Annotated in this window: 13 protein-coding genes (1 of these 13 cut by a window edge); 10 read left to right on the top strand and 3 right to left on the bottom strand. The window is 64.6% G+C overall.

Annotated elements, in window-relative coordinates:
• Positions 1-51 precede the first annotated feature (51 nt).
• Positions 52-1692 carry an L-lactate permease gene (locus ACT6QG_RS12475; RefSeq protein ID WP_444977903.1) on the bottom strand — a complete coding sequence of 547 codons (1641 nt, stop codon included), beginning with the start codon at positions 1690-1692 and terminating at the stop codon, positions 52-54.
• A gap of 316 nt (positions 1693-2008) precedes the next feature.
• Between ACT6QG_RS12475 and ACT6QG_RS12480 the strand changes: the two genes are divergently transcribed.
• The 8 genes from ACT6QG_RS12480 to trpS all read left to right on the top strand — a co-directional run bounded on the left by ACT6QG_RS12480 (position 2009) and on the right by trpS (position 12010).
• Positions 2009-2743, top strand: a complete 735-nt coding sequence (locus ACT6QG_RS12480; RefSeq protein WP_444977904.1) for an FCD domain-containing protein — start codon at positions 2009-2011, stop codon at positions 2741-2743.
• A gap of 410 nt (positions 2744-3153) precedes the next feature.
• On the top strand, positions 3154-4422 hold the full coding sequence (locus ACT6QG_RS12485; protein WP_444977905.1) for a glycerate kinase type-2 family protein: 1269 nt from the start codon (positions 3154-3156) through the stop codon (positions 4420-4422).
• Between the two features lie 29 nt (positions 4423-4451).
• Complete coding sequence (gene pyk, locus ACT6QG_RS12490; protein ID WP_444977906.1) at positions 4452-5870, top strand: pyruvate kinase; 1419 nt, start codon at positions 4452-4454, stop codon at positions 5868-5870.
• A gap of 437 nt (positions 5871-6307) precedes the next feature.
• Positions 6308-7459, top strand: coding sequence for a Re/Si-specific NAD(P)(+) transhydrogenase subunit alpha (locus tag ACT6QG_RS12495; RefSeq protein WP_444977907.1), 1152 nt, complete (start codon positions 6308-6310; stop codon positions 7457-7459).
• Entirely contained in the window at positions 7456-7914 is a 459-nt protein-coding gene (locus ACT6QG_RS12500; RefSeq protein WP_444977908.1) for a proton-translocating transhydrogenase family protein, read from the top strand. The genes ACT6QG_RS12495 and ACT6QG_RS12500 overlap by 4 nt, the downstream gene beginning before the upstream one ends.
• Before the next feature lie 10 nt (positions 7915-7924).
• Complete coding sequence (locus tag ACT6QG_RS12505) at positions 7925-9331, top strand: NAD(P)(+) transhydrogenase (Re/Si-specific) subunit beta (RefSeq protein ID WP_444977909.1); 1407 nt, start codon at positions 7925-7927, stop codon at positions 9329-9331.
• 164 nt (positions 9332-9495) lie between these two features.
• Positions 9496-10653, top strand: a complete 1158-nt coding sequence (locus tag ACT6QG_RS12510; protein ID WP_444977910.1) for an AI-2E family transporter — start codon at positions 9496-9498, stop codon at positions 10651-10653.
• Positions 10654-10972: 319 nt separating this feature from the next.
• Entirely contained in the window at positions 10973-12010 is a 1038-nt protein-coding gene (gene trpS / locus ACT6QG_RS12515) for a tryptophan--tRNA ligase (protein WP_444977911.1), read from the top strand.
• Positions 12011-12073: 63 nt separating this feature from the next.
• On the opposite strand, the gene murJ is transcribed toward trpS, so the two are convergent.
• Entirely contained in the window at positions 12074-13615 is a 1542-nt protein-coding gene (gene murJ / locus ACT6QG_RS12520; protein ID WP_444977912.1) for a murein biosynthesis integral membrane protein MurJ, read from the bottom strand.
• 221 nt (positions 13616-13836) lie between these two features.
• Here murJ and ACT6QG_RS12525 point away from each other — a divergent pair, with 221 nt between their 5' ends.
• The gene (locus ACT6QG_RS12525; protein WP_444977913.1) at positions 13837-14553 is read left to right on the top strand and encodes a CoA transferase subunit A; all 717 of its coding nucleotides are present in this window, start codon (positions 13837-13839) and stop codon (positions 14551-14553) included.
• A gap of 1 nt (position 14554) precedes the next feature.
• Positions 14555-15199, top strand: coding sequence for a CoA transferase subunit B (locus ACT6QG_RS12530; protein WP_444977914.1), 645 nt, complete (start codon positions 14555-14557; stop codon positions 15197-15199).
• 190 nt (positions 15200-15389) lie between these two features.
• Here ACT6QG_RS12530 and ACT6QG_RS12535 read toward each other — a convergent pair whose 3' ends face one another.
• Positions 15390-18839, bottom strand: the 3' portion of a protein-coding gene (locus ACT6QG_RS12535) for a vitamin B12-dependent ribonucleotide reductase (RefSeq protein WP_444977915.1). Its footprint extends 285 nt past the window's final position; 3450 of the gene's 3735 nt are visible here — the last part of the coding sequence; its start codon lies beyond the right edge, outside the window — the gene reads right to left on this strand; the stop codon is at positions 15390-15392.

An 18839-nucleotide genomic window follows, 5' to 3' on the forward strand; every position in this document is an offset into this window, starting at 1 on the left:
CATTTCAAAAGAGGTGAGGGGGAGATCTCCCCCTCACCGGACAGTCAGCGGTTACGGCACCATTGCCGTGAGGGGTGGCACATAGGCCTGCCCCATCACCAGCACGCCGACAAGGCAGGCCAGTGCGATGGAGTGGAAGAACACGTAACGCAGGATCTTGTTTTCGTGCCCGTACCAGTTGGTGGCGGTGGAGGCGACGACGATGCTCTGGGCATCGATCATCTTGCCCATCACGCCACCCGAGGAGTTGGCCGAGGCCATCAGCACCGGAGAGACGCCGATCTGCTCCGCCGTGATCTTCTGGAGGCCGCCGAACAGCACGTTCGATGCCGTGTCGGAACCGGTCAGCGCCACGCCCAGCCAGCCCAGAAGGGTGCCGAAGAAGGGATAGATCCACCCCGTCTGCGCAAAGGCCAGGCCCAGGGTCGCATCCGTGCCGGAATAGCGCGAGACAAAGCCGAGCGCGAGCATGGCCGCAATGGTGATGAGCGAGAAACGCACCACCCAGACGGTCTGCAACCACTCCCTCACCAGCGCGACCGGAGAGAAGCGCAGGATGAGGCCGGAAACGATGGCGGCCAGAAGAATGCCCGTGCCTGTCGCCGAAAGCAGGTTCAGCGCATAGACGGCGCCCTCGGCCTTGGGCGCTTCCACAACGGGAGGCACCTTGAACACCAGATCATGCAGGCCCGGCACCGGCAGGCGATAGATCCAGATGCTGTCCAGCCACACCTTCACCTGCGGGGTGCCCCAGGCGAACACGAAAACGGACAGGATGAGCCAGGGCAGCCAGGCCCTGAAAACCGTCGCGGTGGAATGGGAGTGCTTCACCTGCACCGGCTCGGCCTCGCCACCACCGCCGGTGGAGGTCCACACCCGCTTGGGTGACCACACCCGCAGGAAGGCCGCAAGGCAGATCATCGAGCACACGGCGGCCACGATATCCACCAGCCACGGGCCATGGAAGTTCGACACCAGATATTGCGGCACCGCGAAGGACACGCCGGCCACCAGCAAAGCCGGCCACACCTCCCACATGCCCTTGCGCCCGGCAAAGGCCCACACCAGCCAGAACGGCACGATGACCGAGAAGAAGGGCAGCTGACGGCCGATCATGCCGGAGAGTTCCATCAGGTCCAGCCCGGTGACGGCTGAAAGCGCGATGACCGGGGTGCCCAGCGCGCCATAGGCCACGGGCGCCGTATTGGCGATGAGGGACAGGCCGGCCGCCGGAAGCGGGGCGAAGCCAAGGCCCATCAGCATGGAGGCGGTGACCGCCACAGGCGTGCCGAAACCGGCCGCCCCTTCAAAGAAGGCGCCGAATGAAAAGGCGATGAACAGCAGTTGCAGCCGTCGATCCGGCGTCAGGCCGGCGATGGAATCCCGCAGGATGCTGAACTGTCCGGTCTTCTCGGTGAGCCGGTACAGAAAGATGACGCTCAGGATGATCCAGCCGATCGGCAGAAGACCATAGGCCGCGCCATACACGGCGGTGATGCCCGCCATCTGCGCCGGCATGCCGAAACAGAAAATGGCCACGACGAGAGCTGCAATCAGCCCCAGCACCGCGGCGCGATGCGCCTTCATGTTGAAGATGCCGATACCACCCAGCAAGACCACGACCGGTATTGCCGCCAACAGGGTCGAGATGACCATGTTGTCATATGGGTCATAGATTTGTGACCAAGGCATTCGATTCCCTCCCCAAAGCCAGCCGCCTGTCCTGCGCACCGGCCAGGGATGCGGTTCAGCCAGGCCCTTGGCAAAGCTTCTCCCACCGGCCCATATTGGTATTGAGCTTCATGTTCTTGCCGGACTGCCCCGTTGGTAAAATGTTTTGACCAAAAGTGTCAACCTCCTTACATTTCGGCTCGATCCCCCTGTTCCTGCTACTTTTCGCCACTCTGCTACCTATCCGGAAAACGTTGAATACCGCGGCCTGCCGGCATATTTCATGGGCATGAACCCGGACAGGCCGAACCGACCCCCAAAGGCTGCGGAAGCAACCGTGCAACATATCGAGTCCCTCATTCTTGAGGGCTCGCTGCGCCATGGCACCCCCCTCCTGCCAGAGCGCGAACTGGCCGAGTGCCTCAATGTATCCCGCCCGACCCTGCGCGATGCGTTGAAGACACTGGAACAGAAAGGGCTGCTGACGAGCCGTCCCGGCAAGGGGATGCGGGTGGCGCATCTTGGCGCGGCAACCATTTCCGATCCGCTGATCGCGATGCTGACCGAGCACAGCGCCGTTTCGGATGACTATCTGGAGTTCCGCGCGATCGTTGAAAGCTCTGCCGCCGCCTTTGCCGCGGAACGGGCGAGCGAGATCGATCTTGAACAGATCCGTCAATGCCTTGTCCGAATCGAGCAGGCGCACATTGCCGGCGAGCCGCAGGAAGAGGCCGCGGCGGATACCGAACTGCACATGACGATCTATGAGGCGAGCCACAATCTCGTCCTGCTGCAGATCATGCAGGCCCTGTCCGGCAATCTGATGGAACATGTCTTCCACAACCGGCAGAAGATCTTCTCCATGCCGGAGACACGCGATGTGCTGCGCCGCCAGCATATCGCCATTGCCGAGGCGATCATCGGGCGCAGGCCGGAAGAGGCCCGGGCCGCGGCGCATGAGCATATCTGTTATCTGCGCAAGGCCATCTCCGATATCCAGCAGAATGAGGCCAAGAACAGCCTTGCCCTGCGCCGCAGGCAGGGCGGGGGAATCGGCCGGCCCAGAAGCTGAGCCCCCGAAAGCCCGCCCCTGCGCGGGATGGGCAGGACATGCGTACCCTGCCACCGGGCTCCGCCTGCGCCCTGTGACAGCTCTTGTGATACCCCCTACATCCTGCCTCTCCGGGGCGGGCGATCATGTGCCGGTCTGCACCTGTATGGCCTCATGTGCCATCAGCGCCGGCAGGCTCCATGTGCCTGAAGCCGGGATGCACGCTCGCGCATCCGCTTGCGGCTCAAGGGCATAAGTCCTGAACGGCTTTGACATTATCGACAAAAGTATCACTAATCTCCGGAACGGCCGGTCACACCCGCGGTACTGAACCACCAGTGCGCCGCCTGCCGGGGCATCAGCCCCGTGCGGCAGACGACATCCAGATGTGATCCGGCCGCATCATAATGAAGATGCAGGAGAGGAAACGCATGTCACCGGAGTGCCCCCCCGCCCAGCCTCGCGCATTCCTGCGCGCCCTCTTTGACGCGGCGGTTGCGCGCGCATCGGCCGGGGATGCCGTATTGCGTCACCTGCCCGCTCCCCCGCGCGGGCGGTGCGTGGTGGTGGGGGCCGGCAAGGCTTCGGCGGCGATGGCGGCGGCGGTGGATGCCGCATGGCCGGATGTCGACCTCTCCGGGGTGGTCGTCACCCGCTATGGCCATGCGGTGCCGGCCGGACGCATCCAGATTCTGGAAGCCTCGCACCCCGTGCCCGATGAGGCCAGCCTCACGGCCTCCAGAGCCATTCTCGATGCCGTGAAAGGGCTGGGGCCGGATGATCTGGTGCTCGCTCTCATTTCCGGGGGTGGCTCATCCCTGCTGTGCCTGCCGGCGGGCGAGATGACGCTGGCCGACAAGCAGGCCGTCAATGCCGCTTTGCTGCGCAGCGGAGCCACCATTTCCCAGATGAACCTGCTGCGCAAGCAGCTCTCCGCCATCAAGGGCGGGCGGCTGGCGCAGGCCGCCATGCCGGCGCGGCTGTTGACCCTCGTCATTTCCGATGTCCCGGGAGACGATCCGGCAATCATCGCCTCCGGCCCCACCATTCCGCATACCGGCACCCGCGCGGAGGCGCGCGAGCTGGTGCAGCGCCTCAAGCTGGATCTGCCGCCCGCCGCCCGGGCCGTACTCGCGCGGGAGGGGGAGGAGAACCCGCAATTCGAACCGGATGTGCGCATCATCGCCGCCCCGTCCCTGTCCCTTGAGGCGGCGGCGGATGTGGCACGCGCCCACGGGGTCACCCCGCTCATTCTGGGCGATGCGCTGGAGGGTGAATCGCGCGAGCTGGGCACGGTCATGGCCGGCATTGCCCGTTCCGTGCAGGCCCACGGGCATCCGCTCCCCGCCCCCGCTGTCCTGCTTTCGGGCGGGGAAACCACGGTCACCATCGGGCCGGAAGGCCATGGCAAGGGCGGGCGCAACACCGAGTTCCTGCTCGGCCTTGCCGTCGCCCTTCAGGGGGCACCCGGCATCTGGGCGCTGGCCGGAGACAGTGACGGCATTGACGGCACGGAGGATGCCGCCGGCGCGATCGTCACCCCGGACACGCTCGCGCGGGCCGGCGCGGTGGGTCTTGATGCCCGCGCGCTTCTGGCGGGCCATGACAGCTACACCCTGTTCGACAGGCTGGGAGATCTGGTGCGCACCGGGCCGACCCTGACCAATGTGAATGACATCCGCGCCATCCTGATCGCCTGAACATTGCGGCTGCCGCCGCAGGAGGACTCATGCTCCGCAATCGTCGTACCAAGATCGTCGCCACCGTCGGGCCGGCCAGTTCCAGCCCGGATATGCTCAGGGCCCTTTATCTGGCCGGCGTCGACACATTCCGCATGAATTTCAGCCATGGCGTGCAGGAGGATCATGCCCGCGTCCATGCCGCCCTGCGGGCGCTGGAGAGCGAGACCGGCAGGCCCATCGGCATCCTTCAGGATCTGCAGGGCCCCAAGATCCGGGTCGGCACCATCCGGGACGGGCATTTTTCAGTCGAGGCCGGGGAAACCGTGCGCTTCGTGATCGAGGGCACCGAGGGCGGGCGCGACGCCATTCCCCTGCCGCACCCGGAAATCTTCGCCTCCATCGCCCCCGGCCAGGATCTGCTCATCGATGACGGACGGGTGCGGGTGCGCGCCACTTCGGTCGAGGGGGAGCATATCGATGCCGAGGTGATTGTCGGCGGCGTGATCTCCAACCGCAAGGGCGTGAACCTGCCCGGAACGGTGCTGAACCTCTCTCCCCTCACCGCCAAGGACCGGGACGATCTGGAATTCGGCCTTGCCCTCGGCATGGACTGGGTGGCCCTCTCCTTCGTGCAGCGCCCGGGTGACCTGATCGAGGCGCGGGCGCTGATCGGCGACCGGGCCGGCCTTCTGGCCAAGATCGAGAAGCCCTCCGCGCTCGACCATATCGACGACATCATCGCTCTGTCGGATGCCATCATGGTGGCGCGCGGGGATCTGGGCGTGGAAATTCCCAATGAGGATGTGCCGGGCCGCCAGAAGGAGCTGGTGCGGGCCTGCCGTCTTGCGGCAAAGCCGGTGATCGTTGCAACCCAGATGCTGGATTCCATGGTGGCCTCCCCCACCCCGACCCGCGCCGAGGTCTCGGATGTGGCGACCGCCATCTATGACGGGGCCGATGCAGTGATGCTTTCGGCCGAATCCGCCACCGGGCAATATCCGCTGGAAACGGTGGCGATGATGGACCGCATCATCCACTCCACCGAGCAGCACAAGCTCTATCGCTCCATCATCGCCTCATCCGCGCCGGGAGACGAGGATTCCGCTCCCCATGCGGTGGCGGCGGCGGCAGCCAGCCTTGCGGAGGCCATCGGCGCGGTGGCCATAGTGGGCTTCACCTCGCGCGGCACCACCGCGGCGCGCATCGCCCGCAAGCGCACCGGCCTGCCCATTCTGGCGATGACGCCCTATCTGGCCGTGGCACGCCGGGCCAACCTGCTGTGGGGCGCCTATTCCATCCGCTCGCCCGAGCTGCATTCCTATGAGGACATGGTGGACAGCGCCGCCCAGGCCCTGCTGGCCGAAGGGCTGGCCCAGAGGGGGGATCTGGCCGTCGTTGTCGCCGGCATTCCCTTCGGGCACGCAGGGTCAACGAACAATATAAGGGTCATAAAAGTCTCAGCGTGATCATGCTGAAGGACGGACTGAACTATGGGCCGGAAGCTTAGGTTCCGGTCTGGAAACATGTCAGCCTTGCTGACCAAAGCGCAGGCCGGCTCAATTGAAGAAGAAGGATGATGCGGGACGGAGGAGAGAGGGTGTTTTTTGCCCTCTTTCCCCCCTTGAGGGTTGAAAAATCGCGTGTCTGAAAGTCTCGCCTGTTGCCAGACTTCAGACCGTCAGCTATGCCCCAAGAGGAGAGCAAGTGGCATGGGGGGTAAAATGGGCACTTCTGTCAGCATCGCGGTTCCCTGCGGAACTGAACGGATCCGTGCCCATCGCGGAATGCATACCGTCATGTTCCGGCCCTGAGCGCGTGCGCCAAGGCGATCATCGTTCTCACCAAAGAACCGATCTTCCTCCTCTAAGTCCTGCAAGGTTCTGGAGCACTGGAGACATATCAGATGAAAATCGCTGTCCCCGCCGAGGTTGATCCCGGCGAGCCGCGAGTTGGCGCAACTCCGGATACGGTGAAGCGCCTTGCCGGTCTCGGCGCCGAAGTGGTGGTCGAAACCGGTGCGGGCCTCAAATCCGGCATTCTGGATTCCGATTACACGGCGGCAGGCGCCACGATCGCAGCACATGCTGCCGAGGCGCTCTCCGGCGCGGATGTCGTACTCAAGGTGCGGCGTCCGGCGGAAGATGAACTTTCGTTGTACAAGTCCGGCGCGCTCGTTCTCGCCATCATGGATCCCTACGGCAATGATGCCGCACTGGAAGCCATGGCGCGTGCAGGCGTTTCCAGCTTCGCCATGGAGCTGATGCCGCGTATCACCCGTGCGCAGGTGATGGACGTGTTGTCCTCGCAGGCCAACCTTGCCGGCTATCGCGCCGTGCTGGACGCCTCCTACGAGTTCAGCCGCGCCCTGCCGCAGATGATGACCGCCGCTGGCACCGTTCCGGCCGCGCGCGTCTTCATCATGGGCGCCGGTGTTGCCGGTCTCCAGGCCATCGCCACCGCCCGCCGCCTCGGCGCCATCGTGACGGCGACCGACGTGCGTCCCGCCGCCAAGGAACAGGTCGCCTCGCTGGGCGCGAAGTTCATCGCGGTGGAGGACGAGGAGTTCAAGCAGGCGGAAACCGCCACGGGCTACGCCAAGCCGATGTCTGCCGAATATCAGGCCAAGCAGGCGGCGCTGGTGGCAGACCACCTGAAGAAGCAGGACATCGTCATCACCACCGCTCTCATTCCCGGGCGTCAGGCTCCCCGCCTGCTGACCGCCGAGATGGTGGCCTCCATGCGTCCCGGCTCCGTCATCGTCGATCTGGCGGTGGAGCGCGGCGGCAATGTGGAGGGGTCCCTGGCCGGTGAGGTGGTGGAAGTGAACGGGGTGAAGATCGTCGGCCATCTCAATGTGCCCGGCCGCCTCGCCGCCTCCGCCTCGCCGCTCTATGCGAAGAACCTCTTCAATTTCTTCGAGACCATGGTGGACAAGGACTCCAAGTCCCTCGCCGTGAAGTGGGATGATGAGCTGGTGAAGGCCACGCTGCTCACCCGCAACGGCGCGGTCGTGCATCCCAACTTTGCTCCGAAGACCGAGGGAGCTGCCCAATGAATCCAGCTTCAGCCACCCCCGCGGCACACCACGCCGCAGAACAGGCGCGTCTCGCCGCCGAAGTGGCCCGCCAGGCCGCCGACGCCGCGCAGTCCTATGCCGATCAGGCGGCCACCGCCCTCGGCGCGGCCGCGCATGCGGCCACCGGCGGGGCGATCGACCCGTTCGTGTTCCGCCTGTCCATCTTCGTGCTGGCGGTGTTCGTCGGCTATTATGTGGTGTGGTCGGTGACGCCCGCGCTGCACACCCCGCTGATGAGCGTCACCAACGCCATTTCCTCCGTCATCGTGGTGGGCGCCCTGCTCGCCGTGGGCGTGCCCACCATTGTCGATACGGAACATGCCTGGTGGGCCCGCATCTTCGGCTTCATCGCCCTTATCCTTGCATCGGTGAACATTTTCGGCGGGTTCATGGTGACCAGCCGCATGCTCGCCATGTACTCGAAGAAGAAGTGAGGCGCGGGACATGAGCGTCAATCTCGCAGCCTTTTTCTACCTCGTCGCGGGTGTGCTGTTCATCCTCGCCTTGCGCGGGCTCTCGCACCCCACCACCTCGCGGCAGGGCAACCTGTTCGGCATGGTGGGCATGGCCATCGCCATCCTCACCACGCTGGCGCTCCAGCCCCCGTCCGACGCGATCGGCTGGGTTCTGGTGATTGCCGGTATCGCCATCGGTGGCGGCATCGGCGCCGTGGTGGCCAAGCGCATCGCCATGACGGCGATGCCGCAGCTGGTCGCGGCCTTCCACTCGCTGGTGGGTCTTGCCGCCGTGCTGGTGGCGGCGGCCGCGCTCTATGCGCCGCGCGCCTTCGGCATTGGTGACCCCGGCCACCTGCCGGTCGCCAGCCTGATCGAGATGTCCCTGGGTGTGGCCATTGGCGCCATCACCTTCACCGGCTCCATCATCGCCTTCGCCAAGCTCAATGGAAACATGAGCGGCAAGCCGATCATGCTGCCGGCGCGCCATCTCATCAATATCGGCCTGGCGCTGCTGCTGCTCATCCTCATCATCGCCTTCGTGATGACGGGCTCGATCACCCTGTTCTGGATCATCACCATTCTCTCGCTGGTGCTCGGCGGGCTGCTCATCATCCCCATTGGCGGCGCGGACATGCCCGTCGTGGTGTCGATGCTGAACTCCTATTCGGGCTGGGCGGCGGCGGGCATCGGCTTCACGCTGGGCAACACCGCGCTCATCATCACCGGCGCGCTGGTGGGCTCCTCGGGCGCGATCCTGTCCTACATCATGTGCAAGGGCATGAACCGCTCCTTCATCTCCGTCATTGTCGGCGGCTTCGGCGGTGATGCCGCTGCGGCCGGCGGTGCGGGCGGGGGCGAGGCGCGCCCCGTGAAGCAGGGTTCGGCGGATGATGCGGCCTATATCATGAAGAATGCCGAGAAGGTCATCATCGTGCCGGGCTATGGCATGGCGGTGGCCCAGGCCCAGCACGCGCTGCGCGAGATGACCGACATGCTCAAGGAAGAGGGCGTGGAGGTGAAGTTCGCCATCCATCCGGTGGCGGGCCGCATGCCCGGGCACATGAACGTGCTGCTGGCCGAGGCGCAGGTGCCCTATGATGACGTGTTCGAGCTGGAGGACATCAACTCCGAGTTCGCGCAGGCGGATGTCGCCTTCGTCATCGGCGCCAATGACGTGACCAACCCGGCCGCGAAGACCGATCCGCAGTCTCCCATTTTCGGCATGCCGATTCTGGATGTGGAGAAGGCCAAGACCGTGCTCTTCATCAAGCGCGGCATGGCCGCCGGCTATGCCGGCGTGGAGAACGAGCTGTTCTTCAAGGACAACACGATGATGCTCTTCGGCGACGCCAAGAAGGTGACCGAGGAAATCGTGAAGGCCTTCGGTCACTGAGCCACGGTGCTCTTGCAAACGATCATGCGGCCGACCCCCTGGGTCGGCCGTTTGCATTTCAGCCGCGGGCTGCTCCAGATGCATGGGCGCAGAAGCCGAAGCGGTTTCCTACAGACCCGCCATCCGTGATACATCTGCATGTCATCACGCGAGATGAGGCTTCGATGACGCGCAGAAACATCCAGGATTTTGGATTTCTCACCACCATTGTGCTCATCACGGTGGCCTTCATCTGGCTGCTCCAGCCCTATTACGGGGCCATTTTGTGGGCCATCATTCTCGCCATTCTGTTTCATCCGCTCCAGCTCTTTCTGGAACGGACCACTGGCGGGCGCCGCACCCTTGCCGCGGCCCTGAGTGTGCTGGCCTGCATCTGCGTGGTGGTGATCCCGGCCTCCCTCATCACCGCCTCCATCGCCAAGGAGGCGACCTGGCTGTATGAGCGCCTCGGCAGCCGCGAGTTCGATCCGGGCAGCGCGCTGATCCAGCTCCAGAACACCCTGCCCGCTTTTGCCCGTGATGCGCTGGACTCGCTGCATCTGGGCAATCTGGCCGAGATTCAGGCGCGGCTGACATCCTTCTTCATGCAGGCCAGCCAGACCATCGCCGCGCAGGCGCTCAGCATCGGGCAGAATACGGCGCAGTTCATCATCAGCCTCGGCATCATGCTGTATCTGCTGTTCTTCCTGTTCCGGGACGGGGACCGTCTGGCCAGCCAGATCCGCCGGGCGAGCCCGCTGGGCCTGCACCAGACAGACCAGCTGATGACAAAATTCGCCTCGGTGGTGAAAGCCACCGTGAAAGGCAATATCATCATTGCCATCGTGCAGGGCGCGATCGGCGGCATCACATTCTGGTTTCTCGGCATACAGGCCGCCCTGCTGTGGGGCGTGCTGATGGCCATTCTTTCACTGCTGCCCGCTGTCGGCTCGGCGCTGATCTGGGGGCCGGCGGCAATCTATATGCTGCTGACGGGCGATTATATGCGCGGCGGCATCCTGCTGGGTGTCGGCGTGCTCGTCCTCAGCACCATAGACAATCTGCTGCGCCCGCCACTGGTGGGCCGCGGCACGCTGCTGCCGGATTATGCGGTGCTGATTTCCACCATTGGCGGCCTCTCCCTGATGGGGATGAACGGCTTTGTCATCGGCCCGCTCATCGCCTCGCTGTTTGTCGCCGTCTGGTCCCTGTTCGCGGACCAGAAGAACCCGAACTTTCCCTCCCCCCGCCCCCGGACGGCAGGGGCCGAGGCTGGGCCCGGAGCTGTGACAGGCAACCCGGAAGCAAGCGGCGCGCAGGAAAGAGCGGACACGCCGCGCTGATCTCCTGCCCGCCTCCCGCCCGGCCGCGCACCGCATGAATCTGCCCACCCTGCATGATGCACTTGCATCATGCCCTGCACGGTGGCATGACCCGGCAACCTCTTTCGGATGCGCGCCGCCCTTGGGCCGCCGCCTGTCCGAAGGTTCCGAAAGGGCAGGCTCTCAAGGGCCTTTTCCCTTCCGGGCCGCAGATGAAAACCGGACGAACCGCCCCGCCAGACGGAGGGGGCGGCTCATCCATGATGTGCAAGAGGGTGCGGGCCATGGCTGGCGCGCACCGGATCAGGCCGGGCGGCATGCCGCCCTCAGGAGGGTCGCCATGGCGACGGTTGCAGAGCGTATCTTTTCTGGCGTGCAGCCCACGGGCAATCTGCACCTTGGCAATTATCTCGGCGCCATCAAGCGCTTTGTCGAACTCCAGAAGGACCGCGAGTGCATCTACTGCGTGGTGGACCTGCATGCCATCACCGTCTGGCAGGACCCCGACGAGCTCCGGCGCCACACCCGTGAGGTGACGGCCGCCTTCATCGCCTGCGGCATCGACCCCAAAAGCAATATCGTCTTCAACCAGAGCCAGGTTTCCGGCCATGCGGAGCTGGGCTGGATTCTCAACTGCGTGGCGCGGATGGGCTGGCTCAACCGCATGACCCAGTTCAAGGAGAAGGCGGGGAAGGACCGGGAGAATGTCTCCGTTGGCCTGTTCACCTATCCGACCCTGATGGCGGCCGATATCCTGCTCTACCGCGCCACCCATGTGCCGGTGGGCGAGGACCAGAAGCAGCATCTGGAGCTCACGCGCGATATTGCGCAGAAGTTCAATACCGATTTCGCCCCCAATATTGCCGCCAACGGGCATGGGGACGGCTATTTCCCGCTCACCGAGCCGCTGATCGCCGGCCCGGCCACCCGGGTGATGAGCCTGCGCGATGGCGCAAAGAAGATGTCGAAGTCGGAGCCTTCCGATTTCTCCCGCATCAATCTCACCGATGATGCCGACGCCATCGCCAACAAGGTGCGCCGGGCCAAGACCGATCCGGAGCCTCTGCCTTCCGAGCTGGAAGGGATGAAGGGCCGCCCGGAGGCGGACAATCTGGTGGGTATTTTCGCGGCGCTTTCCGACACCACCAAGGAAGCGGTTCTGCGCGATTTTGGCGGCGCCCAGTTCTCCGCCTTCAAGGCCGCGCTGGTGGAACTGTCCGTCAGCAAGCTTGGCCCCATTGGCGCCGAGATGCAGCGCCTGATGGGCGATCCCGCGTCCATCGACGCCATCCTCAAGGACGGTGCGGAACGCGCGCGGGTGATTGCCGACCAGACCATCCGTGATGTGAAGGACATTGTCGGCATGGTCCGCAGCTGAAGCGCGGCCCTGCATCGCAATCGGGAAAACCGCCGGGTCGCAAGCCCAGGCGGTTTTTTCATTTCAGGGCCGGCGAGCCATGGGCCAGTACCGCCGCAGGGCCACGAGACCCAGCAGAAGAAGGCCGTAAATCGCCACGCCTCCGCCCACCAGAAACAGCAGGCGCGCAGCTTCCATCAGCCAGCCATCCGCTATCGGCCAGTGCCGGGTCGCCCTCTCCAGCAGGGTCACCGCGCCGCCCATCAGCAGCCCCGCCATGCAGACGCCCAGAAGGGGCATGAGCACCGCCCCCAGGGCCAGATGCCCCCCGCGCACCAGCAGCACACACAGCGCGACGACCGATGCGAAAGCCGACAGCGCGACGGCCGCCACCACGCTCAGGACTCCGCCAAACGCGCCCAGCCCGAGCCCCGCCAGCAGGCACACCAGCAGGGAGGCAATGGCGATCCGCTCCCCCATGCGCATGACACCGCCGGCCGAGGCAATGGCGCTCAGCACCCGTTCCAGCCCCTGAAATGGCAGGGACAGGGCCAGAATGCCAAGAATGGCCGCTGTCTGCCGCACGCCTTCCGCATCAAAGCTGCCGCGCTTGAACAAGAGCTGCACCACCGGCTCCGCCAACACATGAAGGCCGATCGCCGCAGGCCATGCAAATGCCAGCGCCGCCAGCAGGGCGCGCCCGGCATCATCCCCCTGCCCGCGCCCCTTGCGCACCAGCAAAGGCAGAAGAACCGCCCCGGCGCTGGCCCCCACCAGCCCCAGCGGCAGATCCATCAGACGTTGTGCATAATTGAGGGCGGCCATCGCGCCATCTGTCGCCGAAACCAGCGCCAGCGCGATCATGAAACGGAACTGGCTCAGCCCAGCAAAGAGCAGCGCCGGTATGGCCTGCCGCAGCACCCGGGCCGCCTTGCGCCAGTGCAGCGCCATGGGTGGGCGAGGCTTCCCCTCTTCAGCGCGGAATGCCACACAGCCCCGGGCCGCCCGGCGCATCAGCACAAGCTGGCTGATTCCGGCAGCAACCGTTGCCGCGGCAATGACCAGCGCCGCCCGATCACTTGCCAGCATGCCCTGCCATGCCAGCACAAGCAGCACCGCAAGCACGGTGAGATTGGCCGCAACAGGCGCCAGGGCCGGCAGCAACACCCTGTGCTCGGCATTGGCAATACCGCCATAAATGGCCGCCAGCCCCGCAAGCGGCAGATAGAACACCGCGATGCGTCCGCACAGCACAGCCAGCTCCGCCCGCGCGCCCGCGCTTTCAAAGCCCGGTGCGAGCAGGCCGATGAGTGCGGGCATGAAAAAGGCGGCCACACAGGCCGCAAGCAGAAGCGCTCCCACCAGAAGCGCGCCCGTGGCCAGCACCAGAGGCGATGCGCGCCCTTGCTCTTTCTCGTCCACAAGGGCTGGAATGAAGGCCAGATTGAATGCCCCTTCCGCCAGCAGGCGACGCGCCAGCAGAGGCAAGGCGAGAGCGGCCGCCAATGCATCCGCCACCGGCCCCACGCCCAGCACGGCGGCTATCGCGGCATCCCGCATGAAGCCGAGAATGCGGGAGCCGAGCGTCGCCACGGAAACAATCGAGGTGCGCGCGCGAAGTGACATGCCACGCCTATGCCCTTCAGCGCCGCTCCTGTCGATGGTTTTGAACAAGATACGCTGGAGCCCTTGGCATTAGGGCTGCGGCATACTACGAAAAGATAGGCGACCGCTTATTTTTTGGTCGCACCCCACCCCCATGGGGACAGAGCTGACAGCACTCGACAGCCTGCGCCGGCAGCGCTGCCAGAACAGGGATGAACCCGGCTCCAAGGAGAGTAGCATTCATGCGCAACAAGGTTTTCGCCGATGCGAAAAGCGCCCTGGAGGGCGTGATCTCGGACGGCATGACCATCATGGCTGGCGGCTTCGGCCTGTGCGGCATTCCCGAGAATCTCATCGCGGCCATCCGCGATCTCGGTCCCAAGCACCTGACCGTGATTTCCAACAATTGCGGAATTGATGATTTCGGCCTTGGCATTCTGCTCGCCAATGGCCAGATCAAGAAGATGATCTCTTCCTATGTCGGCGAGAACAAGCTGTTCGAGAAGCTCTATCTGAGCGGCGAGCTGGAGCTGGAGTTCAACCCGCAGGGCACGCTGGCCGAGCGCATCCGCGCCGGTGGGGCGGGCATCGCCGCCTTCTATACCAAGACCGGCTATGGCACCGTGATCGCCGAGGGCAAGCCGACCGCTGTCTTTGACGGGCACAATTATGTGCTCGAAACGGCGCTGAAGGCCGATATCTCCATCATCAAGGCGTGGAAGGGCGACAAGGCGGGCAATCTCGTCTACCGCAAGACCGCCCGCAACTTTAACCCGATGATGGCGAGCGCCGGCAAGTTCACCGTAGCGGAGGTGGAAGAGGTGGTGGAAACCGGGCAGCTCGACCCCGATTGCATCCACACCCCCGGCATTTATGTGGACCGCGTGGTCCTCAGCCAGGGCGCCGAGAAGCGCATCGAGAAAGTCACCACCCGTCCGCGTTCTGAAGAGGTGAAGTGAGATGGCCTGGACCCGCGACCAGATGGCGGCCCGCGCCGCCCAGCAGATCCGCGATGGCTTCTATGTCAATCTCGGCATCGGCATCCCCACGCTCGTGGCCAACGCCCTGCCCGAAGGCATGGACGTGACCTTCCAGAGCGAGAACGGCATGCTCGGCATCGGCCCCTTCCCCTATGAGGGTGAGGAGGACCCGGACCTCATCAATGCCGGCAAGCAGACCGTGACGGAAGTGGCGGAGACCGCCTATTTCAACAGCGCCGACAGCTTTGCCATGATCCGCGGCGGGCATATGGACCTGTCCATCCTCGGCTCCATGCAGGTTTCCGAGCATGGCGACATCGCCAACTGGATGGTGCCCGGCAAGATGGTGAAGGGCATGGGCGGCGCGATGGACCTTGTGGCCGGCGCGCGTGAGGTGATCGTGCTCATGGAGCATGTGGAAAAGTCCGGCGCGCCCAAGCTGGTGGAGCGCTGCACCCTGCCGCTCACCGGCACCCAGGTGACCGACTTCGTCATCACCGACCTTGCGGTGTTCGAATTCACCAAGCGCGGCGGCACGCTGGTTCTCAAGGAACTGGCTCCCGGCGTCTCGCTGGAAGAGGTGAAGGAAAAGACCGCGGCGAAGTTCGAGGTCGATCTGCGCTGAACGCGGAAACGCGGATCAGCCTGCGTAGCGCATCACCCACCCTGTTCCGGCAGGGTGGGTTTTTTGTTGCCCTGCCGGCACGCCTCCCGGCAGGTGATGAGACCGGATGAAAAAACGGCGCCCCTTTCACAGGGCGCCGTTTTTATGGTCTTCCTGTCCGGCCGGCCCCGAGGCCGAAGCCTGGGCGCGCTCAGCTGCAGCCGGTGGTGGAGCCGCAGGTCTCGCACTTCAGGCAGGTGCCGTTGCGCACCAGCGTGAAGTTCATGCATTCAGGGCAGGCTTCACCCTCATAGCCCTTGGCGCGCGCCTCGGCCCGGGCTTCCGCCTTGCGGGCGGAGGCGTTGCGCCAGGGCAGGGTTTCGGCGAGCAGTTCACCCGCCGCTTCCGCACTGGCCGCCTCCACGACGGTCTCCACGGTTTCGGTGAGTTCCGAGGTCTCGACCTTCAGCACGGTTGCGCCATCAACCCGGCCCCGGAGCACCGTGACATTGTCCGAAGGCGCACGGGCCTCCCCAGCACCCGACGGCTGCGGCATCAGCAGGTTCACCGTCTTGCCCCGCACCAGACCCTTGGAAACGATGCGCGCGGCAGGATTTGGCGCCTTGCCCTCATCCACGCCCTTGCCCAGCGCATCGAAGCCGGTTTCACCCAGATCCACATGCCCCAGATCATTGCGGGCCAGATAGGAGACCGCCAGCTCGCGGAACACATAATCGAGGATCGAGGTGGCGTACTTGATCGCCTCATTGCCCTGCACCGGGCCGGCCGGCTCGAAACGGGTAAAGGTGAAGGCATCCACATATTCATCCAGCGGCACGCCATATTGCAGGCCGAGGGAGATGGCGATGGCGAAATTGTTCAGCAGCGAACGAAGGGCCGCGCCCTCCTTGTGCATGTCGATGAAGATCTCGCCGAGGCGCCCATCATCATATTCACCCGTGCGCAGATACACCTTGTGCCCGCCCACGACAGCCTTCTGGGTATAGCCCTTGCGGCGGTCCGGCATCTTCTCGCGCGAACGCACGCGGTGCTCCACCACCTTCTCGATCACCTTCTCGACGATCTTTTCCGTGACGGCAGCGGTCCGGGCCGCAGCCGGCTGGGCCATCAGGGCATCCAGCGCGTCGTCCTCATCCTCATCGTCCGCCACGAGCTGGGCATTGAGCGGCTGGGAGAGCTTGGAGCCATCGCGGTACAGCGCATTGGCCTTCAGCGCCAGACGCCAGGAGAGCAGATAGGCCGCCTTGCAATCCTCGACGCCGGCCTCGTTCGGCATGTTGATGGTCTTGGAAATCGCCCCCGAAATGAAGGGCTGCGCCGCCGCCATCATGCGGATGTGGCTTTCCACCGAGAGATAGCGCTTGCCAAGACGCCCGCAGGGCGAGGCGCAATCAAACACCGGCAGATGCTCGGCCTTCAGGTGCGGCGCGCCTTCAAGCGTCATCGCTCCGCAGGCATGGATATTGGCCGCGTCAATCTCGGCCCTGGTGAAGCCGAGGAAGGTGAGAAGATCGAACTTCGGGTCAGCCATCCGGGCGGCCGGCACCTTCAGGGTTCCGGTGAGGAATTCCTCACCGAAGGTCCAGCGATTGAAGGCGAACTTGATGTCGAACGCGGTCTTCACCGCAGCCGCGGCCTTGGCCAGCGCGGCATCATCAAAGCCCTTGGCCCGCAGGCTGGAGGGATTGATGGCCGGAGCCTGGTCCAGCGAGCCATGGCCCACCGCATAGGCCTCGATCTCGGCGATCTGCGCCTCGCCATAGCCCAGTGCCCGCAGGGCATCCGGCACGGCGCGGTTGATGATCTTGAAATAGCCGCCCCCGGCGAGCTTCTTGAACTTCACCAGCGCGAAGTCCGGCTCGATACCCGTGGTATCGCAATCCATCACCAGCCCGATGGTGCCGGTGGGCGCGATGACGGACACCTGCGCATTGCGATAGCCGTGGCGCTCGCCCAGCTCCAGCGCGCGGTCCCACGCGCGGCCGGCATGCTCGATAAGCCGCCGCGGGCAATGCTCCAGATCCAGCGGCACCGGCGCAATGGAGAGATCCTCATAGCCCCCGGCCTCGCCATGGGCGGCGCGGCGATGGTTGCGGATGACCCGCAGCATGGATGAGGCATTGGACGCATAGGCCGGAAACGGCCCCAGCTCACGCGCCATTTCCGCCGATGTGGCATAGGACACGCCGGTCATGATGGCGCTGAGCGCACCGCAAATGGCCCGCCCCTCGGCAGAATCATAGGGAATGCCGGAGGACATCAGCAGGCCGCCAATATTGGCATAGCCCAGCCCCAGCGTGCGATAGGCATAGGACAGCTCGGCAATGCGGCGCGAGGGGAACTGCGCCATCAGCACCGAGATTTCCAGCACCACGGTCCACAATCGCACCGCATGCTCATAGCTGGACACATCGAACTGCCTGTCCCTGTCACGGAACTGGAGCAGGTTCAGCGACGCCAGATTGCAGGCCGTATCATCCAGGAACATATATTCCGAGCACGGATTGGAGGCGCGGATCTCGCCCCCCGCCGGGCAGGTGTGCCAGTCATTGATGGTGGTGTGGAACTGAATGCCCGGGTCCGCGCAATGCCATGCGGCCGAACCGATCTTCTCCCACAGGTCCCGCGCCTTGATGGTGCGGGCAACCTTGCCATCGGTACGGCGAATGAGGTTCCAGTCCTCATCCGCTTCCACGGCGCGCAGGAAGTCATCACTCACACGCACGGAATTGTTGGAATTCTGCCCGGCGACGGTGAGATAGGCCTCGCCATCCCAGTCCGTGTCATAAATGGCGAAGTCGATATCCTTGTAGCCCTGACGGGCATACTGGATGACACGGCGAATGGCTGCATCGGCCACACAGGCCTTGCGGGCGGCGCGAATCTCGCGCTTCAGGGCCGGGTTCCGCTCCGGGTCGAAGCAGGAATCCCCCTCGCCCTCGCAATTCACGCAGGCCTTCAGCACAGCCTTGAGATGGCGTGCATTCAGCTTGGAGCCGGTGACGAGCGCGGCCACCTTCTGCTCTTCCGTGACCTTCCACTCCACATAGGCTTCCACATCCGGGTGGTCGGCATCCACCACCACCATCTTGGCGGCGCGGCGCGTGGTGCCGCCGGACTTGATGGCCCCGGCCGCGCGGTCGCCAATCTTCAGGAAGCTCATCAGCCCGGAAGAGCGCCCGCCGCCGGAGAGCCTCTCTCCCTCCCCGCGCAGGGCGGAGAAATTGGAACCGGTGCCGGAACCATATTTGAATAGGCGCGCCTCACGGACCCACAGATCCATGATGCCGCCCTCATTCACCAGATCATCCCCCACGGACTGGATGAAGCAGGCATGCGGCTGGGGATGCTCATAGGCCGATGTGGAGGCCAGCAGCTCGCCGGTGCGGTAATCGACATAGAAATGGCCCTGCCCGGGACCATCAATGCCATAGGCCCAGTGCAGGCCGGTATTGAACCATTGCGGGGAATTCGGCGCGGCCATCTGCATGGCCAGCATGTAGCGATGCTCATCGAAAAAGGCCTGCGCATCAGCCTCGCTGTCGAAATAGCCGCCCTTCCAGCCCCAATAGGTCCAGGTGCCGGCAAGGCGATCGAACACCTGCCGCGCGGAGGTTTCACCCACAAGGCGCTCTTGTGC

Source organism: Haloleucobacter ellipsoideus (assembly GCF_052491725.1).